Source organism: Acidobacterium sp. S8, from assembly GCF_009765985.1.
Classification (GTDB): domain Bacteria; phylum Acidobacteriota; class Terriglobia; order Terriglobales; family Acidobacteriaceae; genus Alloacidobacterium.
This window is the reverse complement of the sequence record NZ_LMUM01000032.1, coordinates 1-25,514: the sequence shown is the minus strand read 5'-3', so window position 1 is coordinate 25,514 and position 25,514 is coordinate 1. Positions and strand designations below refer to the sequence as shown.

23 protein-coding genes and 1 other RNA gene are annotated in these 25,514 nt (G+C 57.0%); 12 read left to right on the top strand and 12 right to left on the bottom strand.

What is annotated here, in order from left to right; translation table 11 throughout:
* Nucleotides 1-16 precede the first annotated feature (16 nt).
* The 4 genes from ffs to GSQ86_RS14510 all read left to right on the top strand — a co-directional run bounded on the left by ffs (nucleotide 17) and on the right by GSQ86_RS14510 (nucleotide 3,516).
* Nucleotides 17-113: signal recognition particle sRNA small type (gene ffs / locus GSQ86_RS14525), an RNA gene on the top strand.
* Between the two features lie 141 nt (nucleotides 114-254).
* Complete coding sequence (locus GSQ86_RS14520; RefSeq protein WP_158750671.1) at nucleotides 255-1,271, top strand: beta-ketoacyl-ACP synthase III; 1,017 nt, start codon at nucleotides 255-257, stop codon at nucleotides 1,269-1,271.
* An 88-nt stretch (nucleotides 1,272-1,359) separates the two neighbouring features.
* A complete protein-coding gene (locus tag GSQ86_RS14515) occupies nucleotides 1,360-1,860 on the top strand; it encodes a CBS domain-containing protein (protein WP_254062395.1) in 501 nt (166 codons plus the stop codon).
* A gap of 570 nt (nucleotides 1,861-2,430) precedes the next feature.
* Nucleotides 2,431-3,516 carry an isoaspartyl peptidase/L-asparaginase family protein gene (locus GSQ86_RS14510; RefSeq protein ID WP_158750670.1) on the top strand — a complete coding sequence of 362 codons (1,086 nt, stop codon included), beginning with the start codon at nucleotides 2,431-2,433 and terminating at the stop codon, nucleotides 3,514-3,516.
* A gap of 244 nt (nucleotides 3,517-3,760) precedes the next feature.
* Here GSQ86_RS14510 and GSQ86_RS14505 read toward each other — a convergent pair whose 3' ends face one another.
* The 4 genes from GSQ86_RS14505 to dprA all read right to left on the bottom strand — a co-directional run bounded on the left by GSQ86_RS14505 (nucleotide 3,761) and on the right by dprA (nucleotide 9,070).
* Nucleotides 3,761-4,099 (bottom strand): hypothetical protein, encoded by a 339-nt coding sequence (locus GSQ86_RS14505; RefSeq protein WP_158750669.1) that lies wholly within the window; start codon nucleotides 4,097-4,099, stop codon nucleotides 3,761-3,763.
* 37 nt (nucleotides 4,100-4,136) lie between these two features.
* A complete protein-coding gene (locus GSQ86_RS14500) occupies nucleotides 4,137-4,421 on the bottom strand; it encodes a DUF427 domain-containing protein (RefSeq protein WP_158750668.1) in 285 nt (94 codons plus the stop codon).
* Between the two features lie 709 nt (nucleotides 4,422-5,130).
* Nucleotides 5,131-7,734 (bottom strand): type I DNA topoisomerase, encoded by a 2,604-nt coding sequence (gene topA, locus GSQ86_RS14495; protein WP_158750667.1) that lies wholly within the window; start codon nucleotides 7,732-7,734, stop codon nucleotides 5,131-5,133.
* A gap of 154 nt (nucleotides 7,735-7,888) precedes the next feature.
* Entirely contained in the window at nucleotides 7,889-9,070 is a 1,182-nt protein-coding gene (dprA, locus tag GSQ86_RS14490; RefSeq protein WP_158750716.1) for a DNA-processing protein DprA, read from the bottom strand.
* Between the two features lie 116 nt (nucleotides 9,071-9,186).
* On the opposite strand from dprA, the gene GSQ86_RS14485 reads away from it, so the two are divergent.
* Together GSQ86_RS14485 and GSQ86_RS14480 are read left to right on the top strand one after the other, a co-directional pair.
* Nucleotides 9,187-10,044 (top strand): menaquinone biosynthetic enzyme MqnA/MqnD family protein, encoded by an 858-nt coding sequence (locus GSQ86_RS14485; RefSeq protein WP_158750666.1) that lies wholly within the window; start codon nucleotides 9,187-9,189, stop codon nucleotides 10,042-10,044.
* A gap of 38 nt (nucleotides 10,045-10,082) precedes the next feature.
* Entirely contained in the window at nucleotides 10,083-10,766 is a 684-nt protein-coding gene (locus tag GSQ86_RS14480; protein ID WP_158750665.1) for a VTT domain-containing protein, read from the top strand.
* 96 nt (nucleotides 10,767-10,862) lie between these two features.
* Here the strand turns inward: GSQ86_RS14480 and GSQ86_RS14475 are convergent, their stop codons facing one another.
* Entirely contained in the window at nucleotides 10,863-12,077 is a 1,215-nt protein-coding gene (locus GSQ86_RS14475; RefSeq protein ID WP_158750664.1) for a threonine synthase, read from the bottom strand.
* A 72-nt stretch (nucleotides 12,078-12,149) separates the two neighbouring features.
* Between GSQ86_RS14475 and GSQ86_RS14470 the strand changes: the two genes are divergently transcribed.
* From GSQ86_RS14470 to GSQ86_RS14450, 5 genes are all read left to right on the top strand, one after another.
* Entirely contained in the window at nucleotides 12,150-13,061 is a 912-nt protein-coding gene (locus GSQ86_RS14470) for a Cof-type HAD-IIB family hydrolase (protein ID WP_158750663.1), read from the top strand.
* 74 nt (nucleotides 13,062-13,135) lie between these two features.
* Nucleotides 13,136-13,852, top strand: a complete 717-nt coding sequence (locus tag GSQ86_RS14465) for a lytic transglycosylase domain-containing protein (RefSeq protein WP_158750662.1) — start codon at nucleotides 13,136-13,138, stop codon at nucleotides 13,850-13,852.
* A gap of 189 nt (nucleotides 13,853-14,041) precedes the next feature.
* On the top strand, nucleotides 14,042-15,112 hold the full coding sequence (locus GSQ86_RS14460; RefSeq protein ID WP_158750661.1) for a lysylphosphatidylglycerol synthase transmembrane domain-containing protein: 1,071 nt from the start codon (nucleotides 14,042-14,044) through the stop codon (nucleotides 15,110-15,112).
* 84 nt (nucleotides 15,113-15,196) lie between these two features.
* Nucleotides 15,197-15,658 (top strand): DUF1440 domain-containing protein, encoded by a 462-nt coding sequence (locus GSQ86_RS14455; RefSeq protein WP_158750660.1) that lies wholly within the window; start codon nucleotides 15,197-15,199, stop codon nucleotides 15,656-15,658.
* Nucleotides 15,659-15,707: 49 nt separating this feature from the next.
* Complete coding sequence (locus tag GSQ86_RS14450; protein WP_158750659.1) at nucleotides 15,708-17,423, top strand: acyl-CoA carboxylase subunit beta; 1,716 nt, start codon at nucleotides 15,708-15,710, stop codon at nucleotides 17,421-17,423.
* Between the two features lie 57 nt (nucleotides 17,424-17,480).
* On the opposite strand, the gene GSQ86_RS14445 is transcribed toward GSQ86_RS14450, so the two are convergent.
* The 7 genes from GSQ86_RS14445 to GSQ86_RS14415 form a co-directional block, all read right to left on the bottom strand.
* Entirely contained in the window at nucleotides 17,481-18,590 is a 1,110-nt protein-coding gene (locus GSQ86_RS14445) for a VWA domain-containing protein (protein ID WP_158750658.1), read from the bottom strand.
* A gap of 164 nt (nucleotides 18,591-18,754) precedes the next feature.
* Complete coding sequence (locus tag GSQ86_RS14440) at nucleotides 18,755-21,223, bottom strand: GH92 family glycosyl hydrolase (protein ID WP_158750657.1); 2,469 nt, start codon at nucleotides 21,221-21,223, stop codon at nucleotides 18,755-18,757.
* 176 nt (nucleotides 21,224-21,399) lie between these two features.
* Nucleotides 21,400-22,149: a DUF899 domain-containing protein gene (locus GSQ86_RS14435; RefSeq protein ID WP_158750656.1), complete on the bottom strand. Its 750-nt coding sequence runs from the start codon at nucleotides 22,147-22,149 to the stop codon at nucleotides 21,400-21,402.
* 24 nt (nucleotides 22,150-22,173) lie between these two features.
* Nucleotides 22,174-22,410: a hypothetical protein gene (locus tag GSQ86_RS14430; RefSeq protein WP_158750655.1), complete on the bottom strand. Its 237-nt coding sequence runs from the start codon at nucleotides 22,408-22,410 to the stop codon at nucleotides 22,174-22,176.
* Complete coding sequence (locus GSQ86_RS14425; RefSeq protein ID WP_254062393.1) at nucleotides 22,391-22,846, bottom strand: SRPBCC domain-containing protein; 456 nt, start codon at nucleotides 22,844-22,846, stop codon at nucleotides 22,391-22,393. The genes GSQ86_RS14430 and GSQ86_RS14425 overlap by 20 nt, the downstream gene beginning before the upstream one ends.
* On the bottom strand, nucleotides 22,843-23,217 hold the full coding sequence (locus GSQ86_RS14420; RefSeq protein WP_158750654.1) for a helix-turn-helix transcriptional regulator: 375 nt from the start codon (nucleotides 23,215-23,217) through the stop codon (nucleotides 22,843-22,845). The genes GSQ86_RS14425 and GSQ86_RS14420 overlap by 4 nt, the downstream gene beginning before the upstream one ends.
* A 216-nt stretch (nucleotides 23,218-23,433) precedes the next feature.
* Nucleotides 23,434-24,087, bottom strand: a complete 654-nt coding sequence (locus GSQ86_RS14415) for a dihydrofolate reductase family protein (RefSeq protein ID WP_158750653.1) — start codon at nucleotides 24,085-24,087, stop codon at nucleotides 23,434-23,436.
* Between the two features lie 365 nt (nucleotides 24,088-24,452).
* Here GSQ86_RS14415 and GSQ86_RS14410 point away from each other — a divergent pair, with 365 nt between their 5' ends.
* Nucleotides 24,453-25,424, top strand: coding sequence for a hypothetical protein (locus GSQ86_RS14410; RefSeq protein WP_216841173.1), 972 nt, complete (start codon nucleotides 24,453-24,455; stop codon nucleotides 25,422-25,424).
* The last annotated feature ends 90 nt before the right edge of the window (nucleotides 25,425-25,514 follow it).

Here is a 25,514-nt window from a genome sequence, read left to right as displayed (position 1 = left end):
GTTATCATCACAAGTGTGCCGGGTCCTACGCGACGTAATCCCGCCAACCCCGCCAGGCCCGGAAGGGAGCAACGGTAACGGGCTAGTATGTGCGCAGTAGGTTCCCCGGTGCACTTTTCTTTCTGCCCTGCCGCCATATTCTTAAGACACAACTTTTACACACCGGCGTATACGTAGATCCATCCCTTTCATAGACATCGAAGCATGCGCTCAGAGAGAATGATGTTTTACCTCGAAACAGATGGAGAACAGCCTTGAGCCTTACCGTGCGTCCTCAAACGTCTCGACGCGCCAAAATCAGTGCTATCGGAACCTACGTTCCTCCCCGCGTATTGACCAACGCAGATCTCGAAAAAATGGTCGAAACCAACGATCAATGGATTGTCGAGCGCACCGGCATCCGTGAGCGCCACATTCTGGAAAAAGGTCTGGCCACCAGCGACATGGCTGTCGAGGCCGCAAAGAATTGCCTCGCCGAACGCGGCATCGATCCAACGGAAATCGAAGTCATCATTGTCGCCACCGTCACACCCGACATGCTCTTCCCTGCCACCGCATGCCTCGTTCAGGACAAGCTCGGCGCAAAAGGCGCATGGGGATTTGACCTCTCTGCAGCCTGCTCCGGCTTCGTCTACGCGCTGCAAACCGGCTGCAAGCTGGTGGAATCAGGCGCGCACTCAAAAGTTCTCGTCATCGGCGCCGATACCATGTCCTCCATTCTCGACTACACCGACCGCGCCACCTGCATTCTCTTTGGCGACGGCGCCGGTGCTGTGCTGATTGAGCCCGCCGAGGTTGGCGAACTCGGCATGATCGACTTCGCGCATGAAATCGACGGCTCCGGCGGCTGCTCCCTCTACATGCCCGCCGGCGGAAGCCTCAACCCACCCTCTGCCGAAACGGTCGCGAAGAAGATGCACTACGTCCATCAGGACGGGCAGGCGGTCTACAAATATGCCGTGCGCAAAATGGCCGAAGCGACCGAAAAAGTCTTGACCCGCGCCGGCATCACTGGCGCCGATCTCGGCTGCTTCATTCCCCACCAGGCCAACAAGCGCATTATTCTCTCTACCGCGGAACGCCTCGGCATGCCGCTCGATCGCGTCATCATCAATATCGACCGCTATGGCAACACCACAGCAGCCACAATCCCGCTCGCCATGCAAACAGCGCGCGAGGAGGGCCGCTTGAAAAAAGATGACCTGGTGCTGCTCGCCAGCGTGGGTGCCGGATTCACCGTCGGCGCGGCCCTCTTGCGCTGGGAAATATAGAACTCCTCCCCGACCCATGTTCCGAAAAAAACCCTGTCGTGACTGCAAAGCCCTGAGTGCCCGGGCTTTGCAGCCCCCGAATCTTGCATTGACCCCCGCCATCCTTCCGGACTATGATCCCATCCCGCGAGGTGATCTAATGGCAGAACTCACCAGCACCATCCACGCAATCCTGAAAAACAAGCCCACCGACATCTGGTCTACCACCCCCACCGCCTCCGTTTACGAAGCCATCGAGGTGATGGCCGACAAGCAAATCGGCGCGCTCCCGGTCATGGAACAGGAACAACTCCGCGGCATCCTCTCCGAGCGCGACTACGCCCGCAAAGTCATCCTCAAGGGCCGCTCCTCAAAAGACACCCCGGTAGCCGACATCATGACCTCCGACCCCATCACCATCACGCCGCATCACACCGTAGCCGAGTGCATGCGCATCATCACCGACAAGCGCATACGCCACCTGCCCGTTGTCGAAGGCGGCAAGCTCATTGGCATGATCTCGATCGGCGACCTCGTCAACTGGGTCATCACCGAGCAGCAGCAGACCATCCGGCACCTCGAAGCCTACATAAGCGGCATGGCCTCATAGAATCGACGCGGGATGCCTGAACATCGGTGCCTGAATGCGGGTGCCCCAGGTTCGCGAAGCTAACCTGGGACTTTCCCGGAGACGACGCCTGAAATATGGCGCGTGAGATGTATCGTCATCAGCCCATGAACCGGCTGCCTGAATGCGGGTGCCCCAGGTTCGCGAAGCTAACCTGGGACTTTCCCGGACACGATGCCTGAATATGATGCGTGGAACGTACCATCAGCCCATGAACCGGCTGCCTGAACGCGGGTGCCCCAGGTTCGCGAAGCTAACCTGGGACTTTCCCGGAGACGACGCCTGAATATGATGCGTGGAACGTACCATCAGCCCATGCACCGGCTGCCTGAATGCGGGTGCCCCAGGTTCGCGAAGCTAACCTGGGATCTTCCCGGACCGACGCCTGAATATGGCGCGTGAGATGTATCATCATCGGCCATGAACTGGGTGCTCCACCCTTTCGCGCTTTTGCGAAAGGGTGGGATCGACAAACTTTCCAGGGCAAAAGGTAGAAACACTATAAAAAAGAGAGGCTTCAACCCCGGCCATCTCGCATTTATGATTGCCATCATGCGCAAGCCAGCCATCCTGCTCTGTACCTGCGTCTTAGCCCTTACCCCGGGGACCCCACGCTTTGCGCAGCAAAGCGTGGGAGAAAGCCACAAATGGGCCGTAGTCCTCCACGGTGGAGCAGGCGTCATCGAGCGCAGCCACATGGACGCGAAGACCGAAGCCGCCTACCGCGCCGATCTTCAAACCGCGCTCCAGAAAGCCGCCGACACACTCGACAAAGGCGGCTCCGCGCTCGACGCCGTAGAAGCCGCCATCCGCTACATGGAAGACGATCCGCTCTTCAACGCAGGCCGCGGAGCCGTCTTCACCGCCGCAGGAAAGAACGAGCTCGACTCCGCCATCATGGACGGCTCCAATCTCAAAGCCGGGGCCGTCGCCGGAGTCACCCGCACCCGCCACCCCATCTCTCTCGCCCGCGCCGTCATGGAAAAGTCCCCGCACGTTATGCTCGAGGGCTCCGGAGCCGACGACTTCGCGGCAGCCAACGGCCTCGAAATGGTCAACCCCAGCTTCTTCTTCACAGAACGCCGCTGGCAGAACCTGGTCGACGATCTGAAACAGCAAGGCAAGCCCATTCCGCCGCGCCCAGCCGGAGCGCCACCCGAGCCTAAAAAGCTTACTTCGGACCTCATGTTTCCCATCGAATCCCCTGAAGCTCACAAATTCGGCACCGTTGGACTCGTCGCCCTCGACAAGCAGGGCAACATCGCCGCCGGAACCTCTACAGGCGGACTCACCGCCAAAATGTGGGGCCGCGTCGGCGATTCGCCCATCATCGGCGCCGGAACCTACGCCGATAACCGCTCCTGCGCCGTCTCCGGCACCGGAACCGGCGAATACTTCATCCGCCTCACCGTCGCGCGAACCATCTGTGCCTTAGTTCAATACAAAGGTATGACCCTGCAGGAAGCAGCTGATGAGGTCGTCCAGCACCAGCTCACCGACATAAAGGGTGACGGCGGCATCATCGCCATCGACACCAAGGGCGATATGGTCTGGAGTTTCAATACTGAAGGAATGTATCGCGCCCGCATCTCCGAAGGCGGTAAACCAGAAATCGGCATGTACAAAGACGAAAAGTAGTCGTCAAAAACCTGTCGTCCCGACCCGAGCAGAAGGCGAAGCCGAGCGAACCTGCAGCTTGCATCCACAGGCCCAAATCTGGGTCCCCCATCCTTTGCAAAGCAAAGGGTGGGAAAGCATGCGATAACGTCGGGCGCCGGGTGCCCCAGGTTCGCGAAGCTAACCTGGGTTCCGTGCAACGGCAATCCAGCAGGGAGCGTCCTCACATGGCCGATCGCTCCCACTGATAGTGAAGTGTGAGCGTTTACTGAGGAGGACGCAGTAACTCAACCCGGACGACCTTGCATTCCACCTGCTTGCCCTCCGGGGTTTTGATCTTCACCTTCTTGCCGTCAATCTCGTACGTGATCTCCGACCCCACAACGAAATCCGTAGCATTCATGGATTTGCTGGAGTCGGTCCGGCATGTGTACTGGTTCCCGGTCGTAATAAAGGAAAGATCGTAAGCCTGATGCTTGTGCTGCTTGTCTGTCGTGCCCGCAGGCTGAGAGTCTTTGAGGACGCTTGTGCCTTGCATTTTCTTATCAGCAAAGACCGGAATTGTCGAAACAGCCAGCAGAATTACCGCAGCCAACCTACGCATGCAATCCTCCAAAGACAAACAACTTGAATGAAACTGTCTATTTCTCGATCTCGACGCCGCGCCAGAAAGCAACATGGTTTTTAATACTGCGGGCGGCAGGCTTCGGATCAGGGTAGTACCAGGCAGCATCCTGGTTCTCCTGCCCATCGACCAGCAGGCTGTAATAGCGCGCCAGACCCTTCCATGGGCAAGTCGAGGTCGTCGAGCTGGGGCGAAGATATTCCCGCTTCACCGCCGTCTCAGGAAAATAAACATTTCCTTCCACCGTCTCGTAAGTATCACTTTCTGCAATTACTTTTCCGTTCCAGACTGCCTTTGCCATCTATCTTGTTTACCCTTCTCGTAAATCCAACCCAACTACATTAGCAGATGCGCCCCCGGATCAAAAGGCGCAAGACGGACAAATCGCAAAATCTTGTCAAGCCCCCAATGCGTATTGTCTAGTTACAAGCATCTGTAAACAAACAACTTACAAGCGCAGTATAAGTGCCGATAATTATGCCCAAAATTGCTACCATAGAAATAGGCAGGAAATTTGGGATGATACGTGCAGTTGGATGTCGTCATCCTGAATGCATAACGAAGATGCCGTCATCCTGAGCAAAGCGTAGCGAAGTCGAAGGACCCGCACGAGCAAAACTCGTGCGAATCGTTGCAAAGCAACGACCGCATTTACCCGCCGTATATCGCCTGACCTGAGCAGCAGTAACAGCAGCCGCTCTCAAATCTGGAGCCTGCTAAAAAGACGCATGAAATCAGTGAAAAGTGCAGAGAAGAGCCCCAAAAAGCGTCAAAGCACCAGAATTTGCGAATGAAAAAACGGTAGAAGCACCGGCCTTTAGGCCGGTGAATAAAGGAAACGCTCAAGGGGCTTTAGCCCCGGACCTGCCTAAAAAAGGTAGACCCCCCTTGTAAACCATTGAAAATACAAGAACCAGCTTAACCCGTTAAGAATGACGAAGATAGCGGGGGATCATCCCCCGCTATCTTATTGAAAACAAACAAAATCGAGAAAAAGCAGGGGGAGGGGGTCAGACCGCCTGTTCCACCAGCGGCCCATGTGTCTTCGCCGTTGGCTTCTCCTCTACCGGAGCATCCCCGATCCGCTTCGTATAGCTGCAGGCGACCACAGACTCTTCCTCACCCTTTTTCTTGCGCTTCTTCGTGCCCTCTTCCTCGCCCGGAGCAGGCTTCTTGTTGTTCGGGCAGACAAGATATACGCCGGATTTGAGCGTCTTTTCCATCAGGTATGGAGAGCCGCAGTCCGGGCACTTCTGATCCACAGGCTTGAAGTTGGCCGTAAAGTCGCACTTCGGGTAGTTCTCGCAGCCGTAAAAGAGATTGCCGCGCCGCGCCTTCTTCTCGACAATCTGCCCATCCTTGCACTTCGGGCAGACCATCCCGATCGTGTTCTGCTTGATGTACTTGCACTTCGGGTAAGCCGAGCAGGAGATGAACTCGCCGTACTGGCCCATGCGCTTTACCAGCTGGCTGCTGCACTTCGGGCATTGCTCGTCGATCGGCTCCGGCGGCTTCTGCTGCTGCTTCTGGTTCAGACGGCGCACCGTCTTGCACGGAGGATCCTCGTTGTAACCGGGGCAGGCCATGAACGGCCCCCACGGCCCATTACGCAACACCATCACGCGCCCGCAGTTCTCGCAGTATTCTTCTTCCTTCTCGGCTTCCTGACCTTCAGGCAGCGTGAGATTAGGCTTCGTCTCGAAATTTTCCCGCGTGTAATCGCAGCTGCCTTTTTTCTTCTTGTCGTAGCTGCTGCACGCATAAAAAGAGCCAAATTTGCCCCACTTCAGCACCAGCGGCGAGCCGCACTGCGGACATTTCTCGTCCGTCGGCTTCTCCATCCGCTTAATGTTTTCCATGTGCTTCGAGGCGTCTTCGAGTTCTTCAGCAAAGTGCCCATAGAAGCCTTGCAGAAGGTCGGTCCACTTCTCGCGGCCGTCTTCGATATCGTCCAGCTCCGTCTCAAGCTTGGCCGTGTACTTGGTGTCGAAGATATACGGAAAGTTCTTCACCAGCAGATCGGTGACAACCGTGCCGATTTCGGTCGGCACAAAGCGCCCCGAGCGTCCGCCGATCTTCTGCACATACTCGCGGTCCTGGATCGTATTAATGATGGACGCATACGTCGAAGGCCGCCCAATACCCTGCTCTTCCAGTTCCTTAACGAGCGAAGCTTCGTTGTAGCGCGGAGGCGGTTCCGTGTAATGCTGCTCTGGCTTCAGCTCATTCAGCTTGAGCGACTGGCCCTCGTCGAGCGCAGGCAGCTTATTCGCCAGCGCTTCGTCATCTTCGTCCTTCTTGTCTTTCGATTCTTCGTAGACCCGGAGGAAACCGTCGAACTTCAGCACCGATCCGGTGACGCGGAAGTCGTAGTTACGATCCGCCTTGGCAACGATGTCCACAGTCGTCTGATCGAAGACCGCAGGCGTCATCTGCGAGGCGACAAAGCGCTGCCAGATCAGCTTGTAGAGCTTGTACTGTTCATCGCTCAAATAGCGGCGAATCTCGTCCGGGTGCAGATCGACGTTCGTCGGACGAATCGCTTCGTGTGCGTCCTGCGCGTCCTTCTTGGACTTGAACGCATTCGGCGCAGGCGGCAGATACTTATCGCCCAGCTTCGACTTGATCCACTCGCGCACGCTGGCAATCGCATCGGGTGCAACGCGCGTCGAATCGGTACGCATATAGGTAATAAGACCGACCGTACCTTCGCTGGGAATCTCGATGCCTTCATAAAGGCGCTGCGCCACGCCCATCGTGCGGCGCACGTTGAAGCCAAGCTGCCGCGAAGCATCCTGCTGCAGCTTGCTGGTGGTGAAAGGAGCCGTCGAGTTGCGCTTGCGCTCCTTGCGATCTACAGCACGCACCGCCCAGTTAGCCTTCTTCAGCTGCGCAACGACTTCGTCCGTGATCTTCTGCTCAGGCAAAGAAGGAGTATCGACGGTCTCGACGCGAGCGCGCTGTCCATCAATGCCGACAAAGCGCGCAGTAAACGGCGACGACTTCTGCGCTTCGAGCACAGCGTCGATCGTCCAGTATTCGACAGGATTGAATGCCTTGATCTCGCGTTCGCGCTCGACAATAAGGCGCACGGCGACAGTCTGTACGCGACCAGCCGAAAGCCCGCGCCGGACCTTGTCCCACAACAGTGGCGACACCTGGTATCCGACGATACGATCCAGCACGCGGCGCGTCGTCTGCGCATCAACCAGATGGGAATCGACGTCACGCGCATGTTTGAAGGCGTCTTTTACGGCCTTCGGCGTGATCTCGTTAAAAGTAACGCGATGAATCGTGCCTTTCTTCACTACCTTGCGCAATTCATCTTCGAGATGTGCAGCAATGGCCTCGCCTTCACGGTCAGGGTCAGGCGCAAGATAGACCTGGTCGGCCTTTGCCGCCAGCTTCTTGAGACGGTCTACGACCTTTTCCTTGCCGGGGATGACAATCAGCTCCGGCTCAAAGGTTCCGTCTTCAAGATCAACACCAATTTTATTTTTGGGCAGGTCCTTAATATGTCCAACTGATGCTTCGACCGTATAGTCCTTGCCCAGATATTTGCTGATCGTCTTCGCTTTCGCAGGGGATTCGACGATCACAAGCGCTTTGCTCATTGTTTTCCTTCAATTCACGGGCATCGTTCGCCCAACTGCAAACTGCACCGAATTCTTATGGAAGCTATCACGCATTCGCCAAGTAATCCAGCGCGCACAATTCTACAGACGCAGAATCTTGCGAATGGATACATGACATCAACGCTTTCGGGAGTCAGAAACTTTTAACGTAATTCTTGCCCGGAAGTTGCTTGACGCGTCCCTGTAACTCCAGTTCAAAAAGTGCGGTAAACACTTCCGATGAACTCAGCTCAGGCTCCAACTTTTCCATGATCTCGTCAAGCTGCATGACTTCGTCGTGGCGTAACACGCTCATCACGTGGCTTTCGGCAGGCGGCAGTGGAGCTTCCTCAAATAACGATGCAGCAGGGTGCCCTTTCGATGCAAGCTCCCAGTTCGACTCCAGCTCGACGCGAACCTGCGAAGGCAGATCTTCCCACACGTCTTCCCACGTCGCTGTGAGCTTAGCGCCCTGCTTAATCAACGTGTTAGGCCCCCACGCATTCTTGGTCGTCACGTTACCCGGAACGGCAAAGACGTCGCGGTTCTGTTCGAGCGCGCAGCGTGCCGTCACGCGCGTACCGCTATGTTCTGCCGCTTCGACGACCAGCACACCGACGCTCATTCCGCTGAGAATACGATTGCGTTTGGGAAAGTTCTGCGGAGCCGGAAAAGTTCCCATCGGCAGTTCGGAAACAATCGCTCCGCCGCTGGCAATGATCTGCTCGGCCAGAGCCTTGTTCTCCTTCGGATAGATCACGTCGATGCCCGTTCCCCAAACGGCGACGGTCTTTCCTTTAGCCGCCAACGCGCCTTTGTGCGCGGCAGTATCGACTCCCCGCGCCATGCCGCTCAGAATCACGACGCCTCGCCCCGCAAGGTCGCGTGAAAGCATCTCCGCCATGCCGCTTCCGTAAGGGCTCGGATGCCGCGTACCGACCACGGCAATCGCAGCCTTCGCCAGGAGCGAAACATCGCCACGAACCCAGAGCAGTACAGGAGCGTCAAAAATCTCGCGCAGGCGCTCAGGATAATCCGGATCGCTGTATGTCAGAAACGCAGCGCCCGATTTTTGCATTGCCTCAAGTTCATCATTTGCCGCGCGCAGCGCCTGACCGTCGGCGATAAACTGCACCGCCTGCGCAGGAAACTGCAACGCCTCCAATCCTGTGAGCGGAAGACCGAGTATCGCTTCAGCGGAACCTGCTTCGCGCACCGCCCGCAGAATGCGTCGCGGACCAAGACCCGGAGTGAGCACAAGTGCAAGCCAGGCGAGACGTTCCGGTTCGACAGACAAAGCAGCGGACGGCAATGGGGAATCGGCAGTTGTAGCCAATGCAGGCACCTTCGGCAATCTTCTGCCGAACACATTTCCTTTTGAGTGAATTTGCAGGGAGACTAGCCGCGGCACGGCGCGAAGTCAAGTTACCAAAGGCGTTGTTACACTAGTTGGTGAGTCTTCTTCGTGTTGCTGCCATCAACTTTCTCAATCCCGCGCCTTTGATGTGGGATTTCGAGCATGAGCCGGGTAAGAGCCGTCTCGCCCTACGTTATTCCATTCACCAGACCACTCCCGCAGGTTGCGCCGACGAGCTGATGCAGGGAAACGCTGACATCGGACTGGTGCCCGTGGCAACTTATGCCTTTGCGCCGTCGATGGTCGTCCTCCCCGGATGCGCAATTGCATCGTTGGGCGATATTCGCTCGATCATCCTCGTTGTTCGCCACCCGGAGGGAGTCAATCACGTACGGAGCGTTGCGCTCGATACTTCCTCGCGTACATCAGCGACATATACGCGCATCCTCTTCCATAAATACTGGAATGCGCAAACGACATTCCTATCGCATGCACCCGATCTCGAAGCGATGCTGCAAAACGCCGATGCCGCGCTGCTGATTGGCGATCCGGCGTTGCTGGCGCTCGAAGACCGCATAGCCCGCGAACAGCGCACCGGTGAGAAGCTTCAGTATCTCGACCTCGGTCACGAATGGCACGCGTTGACGGGAACAGCGTGGGTTTCCGCTTTCTGGGCAGCGCGTCCGGAAGGGCTGCAGGATTCCGGTATAGCGGCAGACGCAGTTGTGAGCGACTTTCAGCAATCACGCGATCACGGACTCGAACACATAGACGATCTGGTTGCGGAATGGTCAGGCCGCCTTGCCGTACCTTCAGCTACCATTCACGAATACCTGACGCGCAACATTCACTATCGCCTTGATGACGCCAGCATCGAAGGGCTGCGCCTTTTTTATCGATATGCTGCAGAATGCGGAGCCTTGCCCGCTACTCCTGATCTTCGATTTCTATAAACATAAATTTTGGCAACCCATAGCGTCTTGCCATCGGAATGCCGCGTCCAATTGCCGTGAGCTATCTGCAAAGTGCCGCGCGTCACCATGCCCATAGGCACGCATTGCCGGTTCCGCGATGGTTGATTCACTTCGGCATATTCGGTGTCTTCGTGGTCTCGGCGATCGATGCTTCTCTGATTCCGCTGCCGGTGCCGGGAAGCACGGATCTGCTCGTCCTTCTGCTCGCGGCGCAGCACAATACGCTGTGGCTGTTGGTGTTGGCTGCCGCTGCGGGAAGCATCACCGGCGGTTATCTGACCTGGAGCGCCGGAAAGAAAGGCGGCGAGGCAGCCTTGGAACGATACGTGCCGAAGCGTTTTCTGAACCCGCTGGTGAACTGGGTCAAGCGCCACGGAGTTGTAAGTATCTGCATTGCATCAATTCTGCCGCCGCCGATTCCACTGATGCCCTTTCTGCTGGCCGCCGGTGCTCTTGGCGTGGAGCGCAATGGATTTCTCTGGTCGTTTGCCCTGACACGTACACTGCGTTACACCCTGGTTGCATGGGTGGGCGCAACGTACGGAAGAATTGTAATGCGACTCTGGTCGCGTTATTTGTCCGGCTGGTCCACGATAATTCTCTGGGCCTTCATCGGCTTGCTGGTCGCAGGCATTCTCTTCGGCATCTGGAAGTATCGACACGACCAGCGCAGTTCGCGCGTGCCGGTGCAAGCTTCCTGATCTCCCGGACTTGCCAGTAGCGTAAAGCAATCACCGCGATGCTTTCGCCTCAATTCCCTTCCGACTGTATCCCGAACAGTAGCCGCTAACCAGATTTCACTGCGGGGTGATGATGCCGCCTACGGGCGTTCGCATGGGGAGATTGGTGGTGTTGGGGCGGGACAAACCCATAGCTTCGGCGATCATGTCGACGTATTTGAGGCCGGCGCCCGTGTTGAAGATGACGACTCTGTCGCTCGGCTTCAGGAAGCCGGTTTCGATCAGATGGTCGTAGGCGGCGGTAGCAGCAGCCCCTTCAGGCGAGAGCAGCAGGCCTTCGTTCTTTGACCAGTCGAGGAGCGAGGCAAGGATGACTTCGTCGGGCAGATCGACGACGGTACCGCCGGACTGGCGGACAATGTCCAGGATGATGTAGTCGCCGTATGGTTTGGGCACGCGCAGCCCAGCGGCGAAGGTGGTGGCGTTCTCAACCATCTTCGAGACCTCCGCTCCTTCCTTATAAGCGCGGGCTACGGGAGCGCATCCGCTGGCCTGAATAGCGATCATCTTCGGACGCTTGCCGCTGACCCAGCCAAGTTCCTCCATCTCTTCAAAGGCCTTCCACATGCCAATGAGTCCGACGCCTCCGCCGGTGGGATAGAAAACGGCGTCAGGATAGGTCCAGCCCAGTTGCTCGACTAGCTCGTAGCCCATGGTTTTTTTTCCTTCGACGCGGAAGGGTTCTTTGAGAGTCGAGATGTCGAACCAGCCTTCCTTTTCCTTGCGCTCATTCACAATTCGCGCGCAGTCGGAGATGAGACCATCCACCAGCGTCACGTTGGCTCCATAGGCTACGCCTTCGAGATAGTTGGCGAAGGGTACGTCCTTTGGCATGAAGATGTTAGCTTCGATTCCGGCGGCGGCAGCATAGGCGGCAAGCGCCCCGGCGGCATTTCCGGCCGAAGGTGCGGCAAGCTTTTTAAGGCCATAATGGCGGGCCATCGAAACCGCCATAGACATGCCGCGCGCCTTGAATGTTGCGGTTGGATTATTTGCCTCTTCCTTTATGAAAACATTGGAGTTACGTCGACCCGGAAGCATCGGGGTCCAGCCTTCGCCGAGGGTCACGGGGTCGACCTCAGGCAGGACATTTTTATAGCGCCACATTGACTGTTTTCCGCCCGTTTCGGGGCGTTTTGAAGACATTTTCAGCGCTTTAAGGTCGTATCTGACGTAGAGTGCTCCAGCGCATTTGGGGCAGACAGTCTGATATTGGTCGGCGGAGACGTGATGGTGGCAGCGGGAGCATTCGAGGAACGTGATCGGGGGCATGGGATTTATTGAGCTCAGGGCATTTTATCCTGTGCCTCAGACCTGTGCCCTGAGACCTGTAAACTGGAAGAGATGGCTCGATTCCCTACCCGTAGTGTCTCCCCGGTAAAATTGATCGCGATCGACATTGATGGAACGCTGCTGCCGTCCGCGGCTGCAGGCGTGGTAATCAGTGAGCGCAATCGGCAGGCCCTGCGTCAGGCAGAGAGTGCGGGCATCGAGATTGTGATTGCTACCGGGCGGCGGCAGGCATATTCGGCTCCTTTGATTGAGCCAATCGGGCTGAAGCCGGAAACCGTTCTGATCACTTCGAACGGCACGGTAACGCGAACACTGGCGGATGAGCGGATGCAGCGGACGCTGCTTCCGGTGGAGACGGCAAGGGAGCTTTGTGGCGCGCTGCGGCGATTTGGCGGAACGACGGTATTTACCTTTGACCGCGATGGGCAGGGCGAGCTGGTGGTCGAATCGCTGCAGCAGGTGCATGCTCGTATTCAGCTTTGGGTCGATGCCAACCGGCCGTGGATCGAAGAAATTCGCCCATTGGAACGGGCCTTCGATTCGGGTGAATCTCCGGTGCAGGGTATGGTCTGCGGGACGATCGACGAGATGAACCGCGCTGAGACCTGGCTGTCGGAGAGTCCTCTGGCGGAGAAGATCGAAATGCACCAGACGCAGTATCCAGCCCGGAACTTAAGCATTCTGGATATTCTGCCGCCGGGCTGCTCGAAAGGTGTGGCGCTGGCAAAACTTGCAGAGTTGCGCGGATTGAAGCCCGAAGAAATTATGGCCATCGGCGATAACTTCAACGATCTGGAGATGCTGAAGTTAGCCGGGCATCCTGTGGTGATGGGAAATGCCGCGCCGGAACTGCTGCTGATGGCGCGAGAACTGGGCTGGAGCATTGCTCCCACCAACGACGAGGACGGCGTGGCGCAGGTAGTAGAAGATGTTCTTTGCTGTAACGCGAGCGTGGTAGAGTGAGCGTCATGCGCAGATTGGGAAAATTATCCCAGGTTAGCTTCGCGAACCCGGGGCACCCATATTTTCTCTTCGAAATGAACCGAGTTACGGCCTTCGCTTTGTTGACGGCCGCTCTTTTCTTTCATCCCGCTGCGCGGGCGGCTGAGCACATCACTCTGAAAAATGGATTCGACCTTATCTGCGATCATCGAGCGGCGGACGGTGAGCGGATGCGGCTTTATCTCGACGCCAGCGATGCAAACTTTGTGGACGTAGGCGCAGATGAGATCGTCGCGGTTGAGCATGTCGATCTTCCCCGCGAAACGAATATTGCAGGGCCTTCCCACGGCGCTTCCAGCGACGAAGCAAAACTGACGCCGCAGGCCATGCACGAGATGCTGGCGCAGGCAGGCGAGGCGCACGACCTTGACGTGGATCTGCTGGCCAGCGTAATCAAGGCCGAGAGCGGCGGCAATCCGCATGCCGTGAGCCGGACCGGCGCGCAGGGGCTGATGCAATTGATGCCGAAGACGGCAGCGGGGCTGGGTGTAGGTAACAGCTTTGCTCCGGGAGAGAACATCAGCGGCGGCACGACATACCTTGATGCCCTGCTGAAGAAATATCATGACAACCTGGCCCTGGCGCTGGCTGCTTACAACGCGGGCCCGGCGGCGGTCGATCGCTGGCACGGAGTTCCGCCCTATCGCGAGACGCGGGCTTATGTGGCGCGGGTAATTCGTGAATTCAACCGACGGTATGCGGCGCGGGTGGCGGCGCAGCGGCAGGTTGCGAGCGTGGCAGGTGGACGCTGATTTGGGTTCCTGAGACTCTGGAACAATCCCAGGTTGGTTTCGCGAAACCGCGGCACCAAGGCCCTTGCGGTACAAAGATTGCCAACTGTATTCTCCCCTTGTTTATGAAAGTGAATCGATAGACGGATCCTTCCACTTCATTTCGCTCAGTGTGCAGGATGACAGCTTTTTAGAAATAAGAGGGAAAGTTTGAAAAAGAAAAACTGGATTCTTTGGGTGGTAGTGCTGGCTGCGCTGGTTGCGGTTGTGGTGGTGATGCGCGGCCGCATTCATTTTCAATGGGCTGTATTCCTTCAGCAGCTGAAGCTGGCGAACTGGGCGCGGATTGGCGTTGGCATTGCTTTTATCTGGATGGCCTATGTCCTGCGCGCCGTGCGGTGGTCGATCTTTCTGCGGCCTACCAAGCGCGTTTCCCCTTTTAAGCTGATTGGCTCCATGGTGATCGGTTTTACCGGGGTGGCGCTGTTTGGGCGGCTGGCTGACTTGGTGCGACCCTATCTGGTCTCACGGCGTACGCAAATTCCCCTGAGCGCACAGGTTGCCGTCTATACAGTCGAACGCATGTTCGACATGGGCGCAATGGCGCTTATTTTTTCGACTGTGCTGTTGTTCTCACCCGACCGGCATTCACTGCCGCGGCCTGACCTGATCAATAAAGCCGCTCTGGGCGGACTGCTGGTAGCGGTCTTTCTCGCATTGTTCACCGTGTTTGTGCGCGTTTCAGGCAAAGCCGTAGCCCGAATGCTGGGCCGCGTTTTCGGAGCGCTTTCGCCCCGGCTAGGCGAACAGGTGGAAGAGAAAGTTCTGGGCTTTCGCGACGGCTTGAATGCCATCGGATCGATGGGCGACTTGCTGCTGGTGGTGATCATTTCACTCGTGCACTGGGCAATGATCGCCTCAGCTTATCTCGAGACGGCGCGCGCATTTGTCGCCGAACCGATTCTCGCCAACATGCATCTGTCCCAGTGCATGCTGCTGATGGCTGCAAGCATGGGCAGCTCGGTGATCACTTTGCCCATCGTGGGCTGGTTTACGCAGATCGGGTTCACGACGGCAGCAATGCAGGCATTCTTCCATGTGCCATGGGAGCCCGCTCTCGGTTGCGGTGCTGTTCTCTTGCTGGTGACTTTCCTGAGCGTCATTCCGCTGGGATTGATTTGGGCCCGGTTAGAGCATGTTTCGCTGAAAAAGGTCACAGAAGAGAGCGAGCATGCCGGTGAAGAGATTGCCGCGCAGCAGGCCAGCGAGCCAGCAAGTTAGCAGATCAAGATTTCATCTTCACTTGAGCCAACTATCTTTTTATAGTTTTCGCATCCAACTTTTGATGATGGGGGTTGCGAACTGATGACAAATAGAAAACGATCCATAGCAAAGGGCGCGCTGGCCGGATTGATCGGTGGACTGGCGGGAGCAGGCGCGAAGCTCGTGGCAGAACAGATTTTTCCTCCGCGAGTGGAAGGGCAGACGCCGCCTCCGGTGGTGTTGGCGGAACAAGTAGCCGGACATCCGCTGGCTCCAGCAGAAAAAACGGTTGCGATGGAAAGCATCCATTGGGCCTTTGGCGCGCTGGCCGGAGCAATCTATGGAGCTGTCGTCGAATACGAGCCTTCCTTTGGAGCCTGGAGGGGTGCGGCCTTCGGCATCACGCTGAATAAGATGACTCATGAATCGCTGCTTCCGAAGATGGGCTTATCGGCACCTAAAGAGACACAGCCTGCACGGGAGCGCATGAGCGAGTGGGTTTCGCATGCCGCCTATGGCGTGGCTACGGATTCTGTGCGGCGGCTGGTGCGGCGGGCGCTGTAGCTCACGAACAGCAATTCCCTTTGGAACCTGCTATGCTGGCCAGTTTGCTATGAGCACCCAGGACCAGAAGCTGAACAATATTCTTTCCGCAAAGCTTGATTCCAACAGCCAGCGCGCACGCAACAATGCGATGGGCATGACGGCGCTCCTCTCCAGTATTCGTGGGCAGGAAATGCAGATCCGCGAAGGCGGCGGAGAAAAAGCCATCGAAGCGCAGCATGCGAAGAAACGCCTGACCGCGCGCGAGCGCATTGCTCTGCTGCTCGATCCGGATACGGAATTATTCGAGCTGGCTCTCTTTGCTGCCTTCGGCATGTATGAGGAATGGGGCGGCGCTCCTTCAGCGGGCGTGGTTACAGGGCTCGGTCGTGTCGCCGGACGCCTCTGCATGGTCATCGCCAACGATGCGACGGTGAAGGCGGGCGCCTTCTTTCCCATGACAGCGAAGAAGGTGATCCGCGCGCAGACCATGGCGATGGAGAACCGCATCCCCACGTTGTATCTGGTCGATTCTGCCGGTGTTTTTCTGCCGCTGCAGGAGGATGTTTTTCCTGATCAGGACGATTTCGGACGCATCTTTCGTAACAACGCTGTCATGTCGGCGATGGGGATTCCGCAGATGACCGCCATCATGGGCACGTGCGTGGCAGGTGGCGCGTATCTGCCGGTGATGACCGACCACGTGCTGATGACAGAGGGCAGCGGTCTCTTTCTTGCCGGGCCTGCGCTGGTGCAGGCTGCCATTGGGCAGAAGTATTCGGCGGAAGAACTGGGTGGCGCGACGATGCATGCAGAGATTTCCGGCACGGTGGATTTCAAGGAGCCGAACGATCATCTTTGCATTGCGCGCTTGCGGTCGCTGGTTTCGAAGATAGGCCACGGACAGCGTGCCCCTTTTGACCGTGCGGCATTTGACCGGGAAAAAGATGCGCCGAAATATGCTGCCAGCGATCTGTATTCGTTGCTCGATTCTGATCCCGCGAAATCGGCCGTGAACAGCTACGACATGCACGAGCTGATTGCGCGCATCGTGGACCGCAGCGAGTTCGATGAATATCGGCCTGACTATGGGCGCACTTTGATTTGCGGCTATGCGCGCATCGGCGGAACAGCAATTGGGATTGTTGCGAACCAGAAAACATCGCAGCCGCAGACAAGCCACACAGGCGAAAAGCGCGTGGAATTTGGCGGCGTGATTTATGCCGAGAGCGCCGAGAAGGCTGCGCGCTTCATCATGGACTGCAACCAGAATCTGATTCCACTGATTTTTCTCCATGACGTCAACGGCTTCATGGTGGGACGCGATGCCGAGTGGAGCGGCATCATTCGCGCGGGCGCAAAGATGGTGACGGCTGTGTCGAATTCAACCGTGCCGAAGATCAGCGTCATCGTTGGTGGTTCCTTTGGCGCGGGCAACTATGCGATGTGCGGCAAGGCTTACGATCCACGCTTCATTTTTGCTTGGCCGACGGCGCGCTACGCCGTCATGAGTGGAGCGTCGGCAGCGAATACGTTGGTTGAGATTAAAATCCGGCAGCTGGAACGTGGCGGCAAAAAGCTGAGCGATGAAGAGAAGCAGGAGCTGCTGGCTTCGATCAAAGCTACTTATGAAGAGCAGACTGATTGCCGCTATGCTGGCGCACGTCTGTGGGTAGATGCCATCATCGATCCGGCCAAGACGCGCGAAGCGCTGATGATGGCGCTCGAAGCGGCGTCGCTGAATCCGGAAGTTGCGAAGTTCAATGTTGGGATTCTGCAGACGTAGAGACTTCACGCATCTTCTGTCTCGACCGGTCAGCGACAGCCCCGAGTGAGGCAGACATCAAGGCTGTCCGTAGTAAGCCGTGTTGGTACGCACCTTCACTCCGGGCTTGTCGACCTTTACGGTCAGAGCGTGATACTCATTCACCTGGTCTGACGGCGCGGCTTCGAATGACATTACATAATAAGCGCCGGCATCTTCCATGCACTCGCTCAGTTTATTGGTAAGGTCGTTGCCCGGACCAATGACGCGACCGCCACTATGTACTGCCAGCACCTGCAGTGCGAGGTTTCCAGCATTTACCTGTTTCGCGTTGCGCACGTCTTTGAGAAAGCTCTCGTAATAGAAACTGTAACCGAGGTTTGCCCCGGCCCCCAAAGGATCTGCCGAGTATAGCGTGATCCGTGAAGTCCGCAACCCGTTGCTGAAACCTGCAATCGAATTGAACAGCGATTGCTGCTGCTTCTTACCTAATTCGATGCCGGGGCCGGAGAGCAACGGCCAGCCTGGACTTATCCAGACCAATAGCTTTCGGCCTGGCTTATTTTTTTCATAGGCCGTCAGGCGATCCAGGGTTGTCAGCGACATCTGCAACCGCTCCTCCGCACCGTAAACGCCTGCGGATCTCCCGATGATGCGAAGAGATGATTTATTGGACCCCAGGAGATCGGCAATGGCGTTTCCGTCGCGGGAAGGCGCGGGCTGAACCTCTGTATCGGTGTCGGAGAAGACGATCAGCGAAGTCGGATAGGCTAGCTTGCCGTTGTTCTGGCGAAGAAATGCCTCAATCTGCTGTCGTTCATAAGAAACGCGCTGGAACGATGTGTTTACCAGATCGATGAGCAGGATCACTTCCGTGGGAGGGTTTGCAGTCGCACCCTGTACCGCTTCAAAATTGAGCATCTTCTGCGGCTGGCCGTTGTCGAGGATGGTGAAATCCTGCTGCTGCAGCCCGGATACGGGTTTGTCCGCGGCATCGGTCACAACCACGTCAAGACTAATGTGACGCTCTGCGTCGCGCGCGTTCTCAGGGCTCTCCGGCGTGCTCTGTGGGAGCTGCTTCCCGAGTGAGCCGGATATCGATTGCGCCGCGGCCTGGTGCCCGAAGGATAATGGTGCGATAAGAAACGAAAAGCAAAGCACAACCCTGATCGAAGAGAACCTGCTCATTTAGCCCATCCCACCTTTTCTGGAAACTGCCAGCGTCTATCGAAATCTATGCAGCAACTCATGTGGACGTTTTGTGCTCCGCGAAGACGCACCAGTATGCGAATTATGTCGAGATTTGGTTCCCGTCGCGATTACTGCCGTACCCCTCCGCAAACCGGCTTTGGCTACGGCTTCGATGGAGCAGATGGAGCAGATGGAGCGAAGGATGGTGGCGCATCTTCCATCGCAGTGCCCCATTGTTTGCTCGGAGTCGAGGACAGCTCATATTCGAGCGTTCCGCCATGCTCGACGAAAGTTTCCGGCAGCCACGTTTTCGATGTAGCCTTTCCGTTTACCTTGAGCGCGTGAACATATGGCGCATCGGTGGCTGCTCCCTGGCTCTTGATGACAATGTCGCGTCCGGAATGGCGCACGTGAATTTCGGGAAACAACGGGCTGCCGAGCACCAGTTCAGCCCGGCCAGGAATCTCCGGGTACATCCCCATCGCCGACCACACATACCACGACGACATTTCTCCGAGATCGTCATTCCCCGGCATTCCATTCGGAGTGTTAGTCCAGATCGTGTTCAGCACGCGGCGGACGGTCTCCTGCGTCTTCCACGGCTGGCCGGAGAAATCGAAGAGCCACGGCGTTTCAATCGATGGCTCGTTGTTCAGCTCCGCATGCAGGCCGCCGGATTCCGTGACAGCCCATGAGCCGTCCGGCTTGTGAAAGAAGGCGTCGAGCCGCGCATTGGCCTTATCCATGCCGCCGAGCATTTCGAAGAGGCCGCGTTCATTAAAGGGAACCATCCACAGATACTGCGCCGCGCTGCCTTCTACGAAGCCATCATCGGACGCGGGATCGAACTTCGGCCAGCTTCCATCAGGGTTGCGGTTCTGAATGTAGCCGCCATCAGCAGTCGCCTGCGGATTGTAGATGTTCTTCCAGTTCTGCGCCCGTTCAAGAAACGCATCGTAGTTCGGCTTGTCGTGCAGGCGTCTGGCCAGCTCTGAAATGGCGAAGTCCGCCGCGACATCTTCGAGAGTATCTGCCGCAGGTCCCCACGCATTAGCGCCGGTGGGAATGTAGTGCAGCTTGAGCCATAGATCGAGCGATGGCCGCTGCCCCACACACTCGACCGGGCAGCCTTCACTGCTCAGATCATGCGCAGTAGGCACGGTCGCCGCCTGCAGCAACGAACGATACGCCGCCTTCACATCGAAGCGGTCGCCGCCGAAAGCGAGAATATCCGCAATCGCAGGCGCGGCAGGATCGCCATTCATCACGTGTGTGATTCCGGCATTATGTGTCCACCGGTCCCATTCGCCATCGTTCTGATTTGCCTGGTTCAGCAGCGATTGCGCGATGTCGCTGGCGATATCGGGAGCAAGCAGCGCGACTAATTGTAACTGTGACCGATACACATCCCATCCCGAGAAAGTACTGTACTGCGCCTTCTGGGGAGCGGCGACCTTGTGCACCTTCTGGTCCATGCCGAAGTAGCGGCCATCCACATCGCTGTAGAGATTTTCGCCGAGCAGCGTGTGGTAAAGCGCCGTGTAGAAGACGGTGCGCTCGTCGGCAGTTCCACCGCCGATGTCAATGCGGTCGAGAGCTTCATTCCATGCCGCATGCGCGCGCTGCCGCAGCGTGTCAAAGCTGGTGCCCTCGGGATTTTCTGCGCGCAGATTCGCCTCGGCATTTTCTTTGCTGACATAGGAAATGCCCACGCGAATATTCACAGCCTGCGACTTCGACGTATCCAGGCGGACCCACCCGCCCGAGCCCTTGCCCGGAGGCGGAAAGCCGCGCGTGCCATACGTCGTGCCACCGCTGACCTCCGTCGTGTTGGCGCGTACGGCGGAGTCCTGCCACGTCCCAGTTTCGAGAAATGGCTGATCGAAATGCGCAACGAAGTAGAGTGTGTAATAGCTGCGGCGGTCAGTCGTTCCAAGATAGCCGCAGAAATTGCCGCTTGTCACCGAACCCGAAATCGTACGCGTCGCGGTATCGATCTTGATCGAGGCATCGCTGCTGCCCGTCTCCGAGTCGGAGGTGCGCACCAGCATGACTGCAGGCTCTCCCACCGGATAGGTGAAGCGTCCTGCGCCCGTCCGCGGCGTCGCTGTCAGTTCGACGGTGACGCCGTTCGCCAGCTTCACGCGATAGTATCCCGCAGCGGCCTGCTCATCGGCGTGAGAGAAATCGCTGGCGTAGACCTTGCTGGTGCCGTCATCGGATGGCGAGCTTTCTACCTTGCCGACGAAAGGCATAAACGGAATGTCGCCGCTTGCTCCGGCGCAGCCAGTGCCCATGAGGTGTGTGAGCGAGAAGCCGCGCATCTTGGTCGCCGTGTACTCGTAGCCGCCGGGAGCAGCAGGCCGTGCGCGGTCATCTTTCATCGAGCCGGGCACGCCTTCTACGCGGCGACGCGGCTTGTTCGAAGGCTGCTCAGGACTCCATGCCGCCATGCCAAAAGGCAGAACCGCACCGGGATAATCGTTGCCTCCGTTCGTTGTGCCAATGATCGGATTCACCAGCGAGGCTGGGTCGCTCGTCTTGCCAGTCTGCGCGTGCGAAAGCGGGGCTGTCAGCAACATGGCTGCGCAAAATATCGCAGCCGATTTTTGGGAAAGAAGAAGCCCCATCGTTTTCACCTCAAACAGAAATCAATCGACACAAACGCCCTTCGGGCACGAGTGAGATTGTATCGGTTCAGGAGAAAAATGGAAACGATTCCACCCGGATGAACAGCCAGCTTCACACAATGAATCTCAGAACTATGGCGCACCATCGAAGATGATGCGCCATAAGGGACCCCGTACTAGTCGTTCGGATTCAGCGTCACAAGAGCAGCGTCAACAACTTTTGCCCATCTGGGGTCGGTTGAGCCGCCAGAGGCGTATTCATCGTGCCAGTTCCACCACTTGTAGGGCGTAGTCTGCGGATAGCCTTCAGGCGAATCCTCCCACTCCTCCTGGCGTCCGAGCGCGGTCATGTCGAGGTAGCTCCAGACGGTGCCCATCGCTTCATCGCCACGGCTGTTGATGAAGTAGGTGCGAAACACTTTGTCGCCGTCGCGGATGAACGCGTTGTGACCGTGCCACTCATCCACGCCGAAGTCGCGGTCGAAGTCGTCCGTGATGGTGTACCACGGCATCTTCCAGTCCATCCGCGCCTTCAGCCGGTCGATCTCCGGCTGCGGAGCGCGCGAGGCATAGACAAGAGTCGTATCGCGCGCATTCAGATGGGAGAGGTGAGAGACCTGGTCGGCTCCCAGCGAGCAGCCGCGGCAGGCATGGTCGGGCCAACCGAAGACGCCGGGGTCGAAGAAGGCTCGGTACACAATCAATTGACGGCGGCCCTCAAACAGGTCAAGCAGGCTCGCTTTGCCTCCGGGTCCATCGAACTCATACTGTTTCTCCACGGCCAGCCACGGCATCCGTCGACGCTCCGCAGCCAGTGCGTCGCGCTCACGCGTGACCTGTTTCTCCCTGGCCAGTAATTTCTCGCGAGCCGCAAGCCATTCATCTCGCGACACGATTTGCGGTTTCATTTTCATGCTTGCTGACATCTTGATTTCTCCTTTGGCTTGAGTTCAGGACTGTTTCTGCTGCTCCGTCGTCTTTTCGAACAGTTCAGAAGAACTTGCAGCGGATCGATTGTCGACGGCGTTCTTTACGCCAAATTTCCTGATTGCGGTTACCGCGAGCCCGCCCGTAGAGGTGACGCTTCCGGCAATCAGCATTGCGGTTGCTACGCATACGGGACACATTGGCTTCTCCTCACCTGCGGCTCCCGGATCGACATGGCTGTTATTTGCCGCCCTCGGCATACCTGCGAACGCCTTCGTGCATCAGGGCCCAGCCTTTGTTCATCCCCGCCCTGTGTTCGTCGGAAACGAAGCCGAGCGCGGTGTGCTTGAAAGCGATCAAGGTTCCGCCCTCAACTTCACTCAGCCGGTATTGCACGTTCGAAACGAGTGGGAAGGACGCGAACAATGGACCGGCAAACTCAAGCAGCGTGGGCCGCTTGATGGCCTGGACATTGGCCCAGAAATGCCCATTGTTGCCACCCAGGTCGCGATACCACCTGCCACCGGGCCACGGTTCGATCTTCATGTCGAGAGATTTGCCGTCCGGCGTCTCGTTGCCGGGTCCAAGTTGCTCAAGCAGCGCGGCAAATGTTGTGTCCAGCGGCGCATGGACGTGGATTTCCTGGTTAATTGTCAGGGTCAGGTTTTCGAGGGTTTGATCGGTGGAAATCATCATTTCTCCTTGAGCTTCGTGTCTGAGGGCTTCAAATCCGATAGGCCCTGAAGGGCCATCGCTTCCGCGCGTGCCTTCACGCGATGCAACTGGTGCTGCCAGTAACGCTCGAAGGTTCCTGCCCACTCATGAAGAGGGCGTATCGCCTCGGCGTTGGTCCGGTACAGCTTTTGCCGGCCCTGGCAGCGCATCCGCACCAGACCTACGTTGCGCAACACACGCAGGTGCTTGGATACGGAAGTCTGCTCCAGGCCGAGGGCCTCCACAATCTCTCCAACGGGGCGCTCAGCCCCGGCAAGATAACTTAAAATCTCTCGCCGGCGTGGCTCGGCAACCGCGTTAAAAGTATCCGAAGTGGTGCTCGCTCTTGCCATGATCGGAACATTACATGCCGATATAGGCATATGTCAAGACGAACTCAGAATTAAACAGTGAGAAGTCGCGTCGAGACGCTGGGACATGGCAAAATCACGGCGGGCAGTTGTCCAGTTGATAGGAGGGGTCCATCGTTCACGGAGCTGAATGCGGTCCATTCCGACGGACGGTCCCACATCTCAAAAAAGATGCGGGACCAGATCATCCGGCGATTCTTACAAGCTTTTCTTCGCCATCGTCACGTGCATTACCTTATCCGCCATGGCGTGCCCGGTTACCTGAAACCCCAGCTCCGGCAGATCGATACCCGCCAGCAGCGCTTCGCCCTTCCCCAAGAGCGCGGGAGAATAAACCAGGTGCATCTCGTCGACGAGCCCCTCACGAAGATATTGCCGAATCGTAGAAACCCCGCCGCCCAGCCGAACATCCTTCTCTCCAGCCGCTTCACGGGCCCGCGCCAGCGCGTTGTGAATGCCCTCGGTAACGAAGTAAAAGGTCGTGCCGCCCTTCATCACCAGAGGTTCGCGTGCGTAATTTGTAAGCACGAAAACCGGCGTGTGATACGGCGGCTCTTCGCCCCACCATCCCTTCCAGCTGTCGTCAGGCCAGGGTCCCCGCATCGGCCCGAACATATTTCGTCCAAGAATCCACGCGCCAATGTTTTCAAAGCCACGGGCCGCAAAGTCGTTATTGACATCGGTTGTCCCACCGTCTTCTTTTCCATGCATCGCAAGGAAAGTACGCGTCGGAAAGAACCATTGAAATAATGCTGGTCCGCCAACACCAAGCGGGTTCTCAAGATTTTGATCGGGACCGGCACCGTAGCCGTCTATGGACACTCCGAAACACTGAACGCGAACTTTGGACACAAAAATCCTCCCCCGCCAAACTAATTGCCCGCGGCAATTCATGACAAGTTAGTCAGCCGGGGTGCCCCACATCTGGAAAAGATGTGGGAGATCAAACACCATAAACCTTCATATGGATTAGAAAAATTAGAAGCACGAGACAGGAGAAATGCACTCGAAGGAGAGCGCAAAAAGATTAGCCCGCCAACCACGCTTACACGTCTGAGAACGGCCTCATCACTTCCCGTAAGCCGACTTAGCGTTACTCATGTGCGACCCATTAGGATTGGGATGATATGCCGATAAAACCCTATTGGAGCCAAGTCCAGCCTGCTACAGATTCGGAACTATGGCGATTCATGGACTTGCGGAAATTTCGCGACCTCATGGCAAGTGAGGAGTTGTACTTTCGCCGAGCTGATTTGTTTTCCGACGAAAGCGAGGGCCTGCCTCCTGAGACGTATGCCCTACGTGTTCTGGGGCTGAATCCGTACGATCTAAATGATCGGTTTACGCTTCATAATCATCTTGGCTTTACCGCCCAAGCCCGCGAGGCGTTCTACGTGAGTTGTTGGTACCTCTACAAAGAGGGTCTAGAGACGCTCGACATGTGGGAAGCCTATGGTCAGGACGGAGTGGCAATTTGCACTCGGTACGAGCTACTTCATGATGCATTGAACGGGTTCCAGGACGATGCTCATCTTGGTCGTGTTCAGTATGGCAGCGACCACCTGACCGACCGCTTCAACGGGATGGAGTTCATCTTCACGAAACAGCTCAAATATGCTTCAGAGTGTGAAGTTCGCGCTCTGATTACATCTTATGACCCACTAGAAAGTGGTAATCGTCATTTCGACTTAGACAATCATCCGCATCCCCGCCCCCTAACGATGAACCCACGCAATCCATGGGTTCCTGATTCGAAACGCCGCCGCATAGATCTTCGATCACTCGTTACAGACGTGGTCATCTCACCTTGGGCCGAAGCGGATGCAGTAGAAGAGATTGGGCTCTGGGTTCGAAGCAAAGGATTTGCGTTCTCAGCAAAGGGGTCAGAGTTGACCAATCCAGCCACGCCAAGCTTGGCAGAATGGAAGAAGCATAAGCAGTTTTTTAGCAAGCTTCCCCAAGATTCCGTTGTCGTTGAGATGACAGAAGCTACTAGGTCGGAACTCGATCAGTTCAGTAAGAAGATCTCCACACTTCCACTTGAGCGCCTTCGTTGGATCTACAACCAGCGGTGGGACATTCTACGACTATGCGCCGGTGACATACCCAGGCTCTCTGACGCACAGTACTTGGAGGCGATCCTACGGATACTAGACGATCGGAAGAAGCGCGGTACTTCTGTTGGCTAAACATGCACGATTGACTGCCGCAAGTCGGTACCGATAAATGTGGATGAGCAGGTCTTCCGGAACGGAGAGAGACTATTCCCATGAAGAAAC